Source organism: Nocardia altamirensis NBRC 108246 (genome assembly GCF_001612685.1).
Lineage (GTDB): Bacteria > Actinomycetota > Actinomycetes > Mycobacteriales > Mycobacteriaceae > Nocardia > Nocardia altamirensis.
The window spans coordinates 1-8546 of sequence record NZ_BDAY01000145.1 but is presented as its reverse complement, the minus strand read 5'-3'; the positions used below and the strand labels follow the sequence as shown (position 1 = coordinate 8546).

Genomic DNA, 8546 nt, shown 5'->3' with positions numbered 1-8546 from the left:
CGCAAGGCAACCTCGGCACCACGCGAGAAGCAACCCGGACACCACGCGCGGGGGGACCTCGCAACACACGCAAGGCAACCTCGCCACCACGCGAAAAGCACCCCGGTCACCACGTGCGAGAAGGCCCTTGCGCGACGACGAGCCACATGGGCAGCTGGATCAGCCTATTACTTTGTCGCCCAATCAGTTTCGCGACCAAGGGCGCATCGAGCGCTCGCCGTTCGGCTCACAGGCTCAATGTCGCACGCAGGCGGGCGTCGAGCGACTCGCATTCCGTCGCGGTCAGTTCGCCGAGTTGCTCGGTGAGCCAGGGGCGGTAGGCGCGGTGGAGTTCGAGGGTGTCGGCCCAGCCGTGTTCGGTGTATGTCGCCAGGACGTGGCCGGGGTCCGCGTCGCGGAGCGGGACGACGTGCAGCCAACGGTAGGGCGAGGTGATCACCGCCGAGTCGGAGACGAGCACCACCGAGATGCGTCTCGGCAGGGGTGTTCCGTCGCTCAGGGTGGGGGAATAACGCCAGATCTGACCGCGTCTCATGCGGCGCCGCGGTTGCGGCGGGCGTGGGTTTCGGCCGCCTCGTTGAGGCTCACGTCGACATAGGCGGCGGCGCGTTCGGCCTCGTCGTCGACCGGCAGCTTGGCGAGGCTGTCGTGCACGAGCGCGGTGCGCAGTGAGGCGTTGATGACCGAGGACAGGCTGCGGTTCTGCCGGTCGGCCGCCTGTTTCGCCCATTCGGCTACCTGCGGATCCAGCGTCACGGTCACGCGCGTCGCCTTGCTCATACTCATATGCATACCAGAACGCCGCACATTCCGAAGCTTGTTCACCCGACGTGCACTAGGGTCGGACGAGTGGCCAGCAAGTCTGCGGCGTCGGCCATCGAATTGGATGTCGGCGACCGCACAGTCCGGATCTCCAACCCGGACCGGGTGTACTTCCCGGAGACCGGCGCGACCAAGCTCGACCTGGTGCAGTACTACCTCAGCGTCGGCGACGGCATCGTGCGGGCGCTGCAGGACCGGCCGTGCATGCTGCACCGGTTCCCGAAGGGGCTGGCCGGGGACAAGGTGCACCAGAAGCGGCTGCCCGCGGGCGCGCCCGAGTGGATTCCGACGGTCCGCGTCTTCTTTCCGCGCTACGGCAGGCACGCCGACGAGCTCTGCGTGCACGAGCTGGCCGACGTGATCTGGGCGGTGCAGATGTCGACGGTCGAGTTCCACCCGTGGAATTCCCGCGCCGCCGACACCGAGAGCCCCGACGAGTGGCGCATCGACCTGGATCCGATGCCGGACTGCCCGTGGTCGCGGGTGCAGCGGGTCGCGGGTGTGGTCCATGAGGTGCTCGATGATCTGGGCGCGGTCGGCTGGCCGAAGACGTCCGGCGGCAAGGGTTTACACGTCTACGTCCGGATCGCACCGCAGTGGGGTTTCAAGGAGGTACGCCGCGCGGCGCTCGCGTTCGCGCGCGAGGTCGAACGCCGCGTTCCCGACGACGTGACCACCACCTGGTGGCGTAAGGACCGCGACCCGGCGATGCTGTTCGTCGACTACAACCAGAACGCCCGCGACCACACCATCGCGGCCGCCTACTCGGTCCGCGGCGTCCCGAGCGCCACCGTCTCCACGCCGATCCGCTGGGACGAGATCCCCGATGTCGACCCGCGCGATTTCACCATCAAAACAGTCCCCGCCCGCTTCGCCGAACTAGGCGACCTGCACGCAGGCATCGATGACGCGGTCTTCCAGATCGACCAGCTGCTGGAGTGGGCCGATCGCGACAAGGTCGACGCCGACCTGGACGAGCAAAACGACCTCGACGAGGACTGACTCACGCGCTTCGATCCGGTGATGCTGAGCTCTTCCTGGCGCGAAACCAAGGCCGAGCACGCCACGCGAGGAACCTGAGGACGAGACCGAACCGCGCGGAGCTGGTGGCCGACGTGCCGCATTCCAATCGACCTCGCGGCATGCATACCAGCCGGTCAGATCACCTGCCCGGGGTCGAAAAGTCGAGCGTGCGGGCGGTGCTAACGTCGCTTCGGCGCTGTAGTCGGCGCCTTGCGACAGTTCTGGAGGAGGCCGTTATGGATCGACCGGTGGTTCCGATCGCGATTGGTCCGGCCGACCCGCCTCCGACGTTGATCGAGAAGGCCGTCGTCGACAACGGCGGCGTGGTGGCCGAGCTGGCCGAGGCGAGCGGGCTGATCTGGGTGGGCACTCCTGGCCAGTTCCCCGATGAGCTGCCTGCCGGGATCGATTGGGTGCAATTGCCCGCGGCGGGTGTCGAGGAATGGTTCGCCTCGGGTGTGATCGCCAAGCATCCCAAGGTGCTGTTCACTTCTGCCGCAGGCGCTTTCGCCGCCAGTGTCGCCGAGCACGCGCTGATGCTGCTGCTGGCTGGCGTGCGATATCTGCCCGAGCATCTGCGTGCGGGACGCTGGCGGCAACAGGATTTCATCCCGCATATCGGCTCACTGCGCGGCAAGACCGTCACCATCGTCGGCGCGGGCGGCATCGGCCGGGCGCTGATTCCCATGCTCACCCCGCTCGGCGCGCACGTGATCGCCGTCAACCGCTCCGGACGTCCGGTGACCGGCCCCGGCATCCCGGACACGATCGAGACGATCGCCACCGAAAACCTGGCCCGCGTCTGGCCGCGCACCGATCATGTCGTGATCGCGGCGCCCGCCACCGCGGCCACCCGACATCTCATCGACGCGGACGTGCTCGCCAGGCTGAAGCCGTCCTCGTGGGTGATCAACATTGCGCGCGGCAGCCTCATCGACACCGAGGCATTGGTGACGGCGCTCGCCGCGGGCACCATCGCGGGCGCCGGCCTCGACGTGACGGACCCGGAGCCGCTCCCCGACGGCCACCTCCTCTGGGTGCTGCCGAATGCCATTGTCACGCCGCATGATTCGAATCCACCACAGCTGCGCCTCGCCGCCTTCGCCGACCACGTCGGCGCCAATGTGCGACTGTTCGCCGACGGCAACGATCTGATCGCCCCCATCGACCCGAATCTCGGGTACTGACGCCCGAGCATCCCCCGACGCTCGAGCATCCCTGACGTCCGACCATCTCCTGACGCCCGACCATCTCCTGACGCCCGACCATCTCCTGACGCCCGACCATCTCCTGACGCCCGCGACACCCTCCGGTGTCGCGGGCGTTGTCGCAGGTCAACCCGGATCGCAATCAGCCTGCAATAAATGTGCCATTGACAACTGGCACATTCATCGATGATTCTGAGCGCATGACAAGGTCAACGAGGACCTCGGTCCCCGGCGTTCCCGCCAGCCCCTCGGCGCGTGCCGCCCTGGCCGCGGCCACCACCCGGCTCAGCTTGCGCCCGCTGAACAACGCGGTGCCGATGAACGCTCCGGGGGTGTGGTTCGCCCGCAAACTCGTCGCCACCTTCATGGCTATCGGTGGTCCCGTCCCGTCCGGCACCATCGTCAACCCGGTCCGCTCGGGACAGGTGCGCGGCGAATGGGTCCGCGCCGCAGGCGTCTCCTTCGGCACCCGCGCGATCTACTACCTGCACGGCAGCGCCTACGTCATCTGCTCGGCGCGCACGCACCGCGGCCTGGCCGCGCAGCTGTCCCGCAAGACCGGACTCCCGGTCTTCGTCGTCGACTACCGGCTCGCCCCCGAGCATCGCTTCCCGGCCGCGGCCGACGATATCGAGGCCGGTTACCGGTGGTTGCTCGACCAGGGCTACGCCGGGCACAACGTGGTCATCGCAGGCGACTCGGCGGGCGGACATCTGGCACTCGACCTGCTCGTCGAGAACGCCGCCCGCAAGCTGCCGCAGCCCGCGGCAGTGACGCTGTTCTCACCGCTGCTCGACCTGACGCTCGGCCTCGCCGCCGAACAGGAGCGGCGCCAACGCGATCCGCTCATCTCCGCGAAAGCGGCGAGCCGAATGCCGTTGGAGTACACCAGGGGCCTGCCCGCCGACGCGCCGCGGTTGCGGCTGAGCGTGCCCGCAGGCGTCGACCTGCCGCCGATGTTGGTGCAAGTCGGCGGCACCGAAATGCTGCGCGCCGACGCACGAGCGCTGTGCGATCTGGTGCGCGCCGCGGGCGGCAGCTGCGAGCTGGAGGTGTGGCCCGGCCAGATGCACGTCTTCCAGGCGCTGCCGATGCTGGTGCCCGAAGCCGACCATGCCCTGCGTCGCGCCGCCGACTTCCTGTGCGACGCACTGGATTACCGCCCGGCCTCGGAGAAGGTGAGCTGACAATGTTCGGACTGGAAAACGTATTGCCCTTCGGCAACCGCGCACGGCGCACGCACGGCGCCCGTGCGGTGGTCACCGGCGCGGGCAGCGGCATCGGCCGCGCCTTCGCGCTGGAGATCGCGAACCGCGGCGGACAGGTGATCTGCGCCGATATCAACGAGGAGCGGGCCGACCAGACCGTCGCCATGATCGAACGCAAGCATCCCGGCGTCGCACACGCCTTCCGCTGCGACGTCGCCCACCGCGAGGACGTGGAAAACCTTGCGCGCTTTGCGGAATCGCTGTTCGAACGCCCGGTGACCCTGGTGGTCAACAATGCCGGTGTCGGCATCGGCGGAAAGCACGTCGGCGAGGTCGGATTCGACGACTGGGAGTGGGCGCTCGGCATCAATCTGTGGGGTGTGGTGCACGGCTGCGAGGTCTTCACCCCGCAGCTGCGCGCCGCCCGCCGCGGCGGCATCATCAATGTCGCCTCCGCCGCCGGGTTCGCCGCCGCGCCATCGATGGCCGTCTACAACGTGTCCAAGGCAGGTGTGCTGTCGCTGTCGGAAACGATGGCGGCCGAGCTGAGCGGCACCGGCGTCGCGGTCACCGTGCTGTGCCCGACGTTCGTGAAAACCAATGTGGCCAAAGACGGCCGGATCACCACGGAGTCGGCGCGACTTGCCGACACCCTGATGCGCTGGACCGGCTTCTCCCCCGATCATGTCGCGCGCACCACGCTCGACGCGCACGACCGCGGCCAGCTGTACGTGCTGCCGCAACTGGACGCCCACATCGTCTGGCGACTCAAGCGGTACTTCCCCGCGCAATACACCTATGCCCTCGGACTCTTGGATCGGCTGCTGCCCCAGGACAACTCGACCGCCAACGACCGCACGTCGGTCACCGACAAGACAGGAGTCTGACATGGCCATCGCGATGGACTTCGACGACATGCTCGCCAAGATCAAGGACCGCCAGTGGGCCTTGGCCGATATCGACTGGGACGCACCGGGCGCCGAGACGATCTCGCCCGAACTGCACGCCAAGCTCAAGCCGTTCATGGCCGATCTGATGTGGATCGAGAACGTCGGCGCGCGCGGGTTCGCCGCCATGGCGAAGAAGGCGCCCACCGAGACGCTGCGCGAGATCTACCGGTACTTCCACGCCGAGGAGCAGCGGCATGCCAACGCCGAACTGGCGCTGATGCGGCGCTGGGGCATGCTCGACGGCGACGAGATCCCGCAGCCGAACGTGAACGTCAAGCTGGTGATCGACTTCCTGGACAAGTACGCCGACAGCATGTCGCTGTCGTTCCTCGGCACCGTGATCCCGATGCTCGAGGTGGCGCTGGACGGTGCCCTGATCAAGTTCATCATGGACGAGATCGAAGACCCGATCTGCCAGGAAGCGTTCAAGAAGATCAACAACGACGAATCCCGGCATCTGGCCGTCGATTTCGCGGTGATGGATCTGCTCGGGCACTCGGAGGCGCGCAAGCTTGCCATCGATCTCGTCGGCGGCTGGCTGAAGCCGTCGCTGATCATCGGCGTGCTGAGCTACGTGCCGCTGCTGAACAAGATGCGCGACAACATCGTCGAGATGGGCGTCGACGAGGAGAAGCTGTACGCCGCGCTCAAGCGCTACGCCAACGTGGGTGAGCGCAGCGAGTTCGCGCGCAGGCTGCCGATGTATCAGCTGGTGAAGATGCACGGCGGGTGGGTGATCGATCGCGGCCACCCCTATCACCTGGTGGCCGACGCACTGGTGAAGATCACCGGCCGGGTGCCGAAGGCGCTGCTGCGCAGGGACCCGACCTGGGTCAAAGAAGTGACCTACGAGCCGGCGGCGTGACGCGGATGACCAAGACCGACACGACACTCGACGTCGCCGTCATCGGCGGCGGGTTCGCGGGCATCGGCACCGCGATCCGCCTGCGCCAGCAGGGCATCGACGATTTCGCCATCTTCGAACGCGGCGACGCGATCGGCGGCACCTGGCGCGACAACACCTATCCCGGTGCGGCGTGCGACATTCCGTCGCGGCTGTACTCCTACAGTTTCGCCCCGAACCCGGGCTGGTCGCACACCTACTCCGGTAGCGACGAAATCCTGGGCTATATCGAGACGATGGCGGCGGAGTTCGGCCTCGGACCGCATTTCCGGTTCGGCCACAATGTCACCGGGATCGTCTTCGACGAGCCGACCGGGCGCTGGGCGATCTCGATCGAGGGCCGTGCCGACACGGTGCACGCACGCACGGTGGTGCTGGCCTCCGGACCTCTTGCCAATGCCAGCTTTCCGAACATTCGCGGGATCGAGGAGTACACGGGGCACAAGATCCACAGTGCCCGTTGGGATCACGACTACGACTTCACCGGCAAGAAGGTCGCGGTCGTCGGCACCGGCGCCAGCGCGGTGCAGATCATCCCCGAACTGGTCGACAAAGCGGCCTCGGTCAAGGTCTTCCAGCGCACACCGGGTTGGGTACTGCCGAGGGTGAACCGGCGCACCAACGCGGTGACCAAGGAGATCTACCGCCGGGTGCCCGCCGCCGAACAACTTGCGCGGCAGGCCTGGTTCTACGGGCACGAGTCGGTTGCCCTCGGCGTCGTGTGGAACACGCCGCTGACCAGAGTGGTCGAGCTGGTCGGCCGCGCCCAATTGCGCAGGCAGGTCAAGGATCCCTGGCTGCGGCGGCAGCTGACGCCCGACTTCAGGGCAGGCTGCAAGCGACTGCTGATGACCGACGACTACTACCCCGCGCTGCAGCGGGACAACTGCAAGTTGATCACCTGGCCCATCGCCAAGCTCTCCGAGCACGGCATCCGCACCGCGGAAGGCATTGAGCACCAAGCCGATTGCATTGTCTTCGCCACCGGCTTCGACGTGTCCAAGACGGGCACCCCGATTCCGGTCGTCGGCAGGGACGGGCGAGTGCTCGCCGACGAGTGGTCGCGCGGCGCATATGCGTTCAAAAGCATTGCGGTGTCGGGCTACCCGAACATGTTCCTCACGTTCGGGCCGAACTCGGGACCGGGCCACAACTCGGCGCTGGTGTACATGGAAGCGCAGATCGACTACCTGGTCAGCGCGATCGGCACCATCCTGAAGCAGGACCTGCGGATGCTCGACGTGCGCCAGGATCGGCAGGAACGCTACAACGCGGGCATGCAGCGCAGGCTCACCAGCACCACCTGGAATTCGGGCTGCCGCAGTTGGTACCTCACCGAGGACGGGTTCAACGCGACGATGTATCCGGGGTTCGCGACGCAGTACGTGAACCAGTTGCGGACCGTCGACCTGGCCGACTACACGGTGGTGGCGTCGGGACCGAGCGTGCGGAGGCGCCGGATCGCGGCGGTTTCCTAGATGACGGGTGCCGACGGTCATGGTTATAGAATCGGTCGTTCACACGACCGTGCTGTTCGGCCGTCGGCAACCCGGCGCCGCGGTGAGCGAGGAGGCGGAATCGATGGAATACCGGATCGATGACCTCGCGCGCGCGGCGGGCACCACCACCCGCAATGTGCGGGCGTATCAGGAACGTGGACTGCTGCCCCCGCCCGTCGGCAAGGACGGCCGGGCCAGCATCTACGACAATTCCCACCTCGAGCGATTGCGGCTGATCGACGCGCTGCTGCAGCGCGGGTTCACCACCGCACACATCGGCGACTTCATCACCAGCTGGGAAACCGGCAAGGACCTCAGCGAGGTGCTCGGCCTCCAGCATGCGGTGACGGCGTCGTGGGCCAAGGACGAAACCTTCGAGGTGCCGCGCGAGCTGATCGGGACCATCCTCGGCGCCGAGGCCGACGAGCTGGTCGACCGGCTGCGCGAGATGAAACTGGTCCGGCTCGAGGGCGACACGGTGGTGTTCACCGACACCCAGCTGCTCACCTCGTTCGCCGAGCTGCACGAGTACGGCATCGAGCTGCGCATGCTCATCGAGATCTACGCCAAGGTGGCCGACCGGATCGATGACATCGCCCACATCATGATCACCGCAGCCAAGCAGCACATCATCGACGAGCACGGCGCAGGCTGGCTGCCCGACACCAGCAGCGAAATCGCGGAAACCACAACGATGTTGAGCAAGATGCGCGAGCTCGCCGTCGCCTCGGTGCACTCAACGCTCGCCCGCTCCCTCGACGTCACGCTGCGCCGCGAACTCGGCGACTACCTCGCCACGGCCGCCGAGCGCGAACGCGCGCGCCCAGACACGTCCGCCTAGCATCCGCCCTACGGGTTTCGGGAGCATCAAGATCACAGACCCGGATTCGCACTCTTTCTGTGAATCCGCACTGGTTCTGGGCTGCCGGAAC

At 67.0% G+C, this 8546-nt stretch carries 9 protein-coding genes; 7 read left to right on the top strand and 2 right to left on the bottom strand.

Translation table 11 applies throughout. The features are described from left to right. Positions 1-226: 226 nt before the first annotated feature. Positions 227-535, bottom strand: coding sequence for a hypothetical protein (locus NA11_RS43415; RefSeq protein WP_069167961.1), 309 nt, complete (start codon positions 533-535; stop codon positions 227-229). Continuing rightward, entirely contained in the window at positions 532-780 is a 249-nt protein-coding gene (locus NA11_RS43410) for a DUF6364 family protein (protein WP_069167960.1), read from the bottom strand. The genes NA11_RS43415 and NA11_RS43410 overlap by 4 nt, the downstream gene beginning before the upstream one ends. A gap of 69 nt (positions 781-849) precedes the next feature. Between NA11_RS43410 and ligD the strand changes: the two genes are divergently transcribed. The 7 genes from ligD (at position 850) to NA11_RS43375 (ending at position 8455) form a co-directional block, all read left to right on the top strand. Further along, the gene (gene ligD / locus NA11_RS43405) at positions 850-1824 is read left to right on the top strand and encodes a non-homologous end-joining DNA ligase (RefSeq protein WP_069167959.1); all 975 of its coding nucleotides are present in this window, start codon (positions 850-852) and stop codon (positions 1822-1824) included. 257 nt (positions 1825-2081) lie between these two features. Then, entirely contained in the window at positions 2082-3032 is a 951-nt protein-coding gene (locus tag NA11_RS43400; protein ID WP_069167958.1) for a D-isomer specific 2-hydroxyacid dehydrogenase family protein, read from the top strand. A gap of 221 nt (positions 3033-3253) precedes the next feature. Next, the gene (locus NA11_RS43395) at positions 3254-4240 is read left to right on the top strand and encodes an alpha/beta hydrolase (protein WP_069167957.1); all 987 of its coding nucleotides are present in this window, start codon (positions 3254-3256) and stop codon (positions 4238-4240) included. Between the two features lie 2 nt (positions 4241-4242). Then, positions 4243-5148, top strand: coding sequence for an SDR family NAD(P)-dependent oxidoreductase (locus NA11_RS43390; protein ID WP_069167956.1), 906 nt, complete (start codon positions 4243-4245; stop codon positions 5146-5148). Between the two features lie 7 nt (positions 5149-5155). Next, positions 5156-6076 (top strand): ferritin family protein, encoded by a 921-nt coding sequence (locus tag NA11_RS43385; RefSeq protein ID WP_069167963.1) that lies wholly within the window; start codon positions 5156-5158, stop codon positions 6074-6076. Between the two features lie 5 nt (positions 6077-6081). Further along, on the top strand, positions 6082-7593 hold the full coding sequence (locus NA11_RS43380; RefSeq protein WP_069167955.1) for a flavin-containing monooxygenase: 1512 nt from the start codon (positions 6082-6084) through the stop codon (positions 7591-7593). Between the two features lie 103 nt (positions 7594-7696). Next, the gene (locus NA11_RS43375) at positions 7697-8455 is read left to right on the top strand and encodes a MerR family transcriptional regulator (protein ID WP_069167962.1); all 759 of its coding nucleotides are present in this window, start codon (positions 7697-7699) and stop codon (positions 8453-8455) included. The last annotated feature ends 91 nt before the right edge of the window (positions 8456-8546 follow it).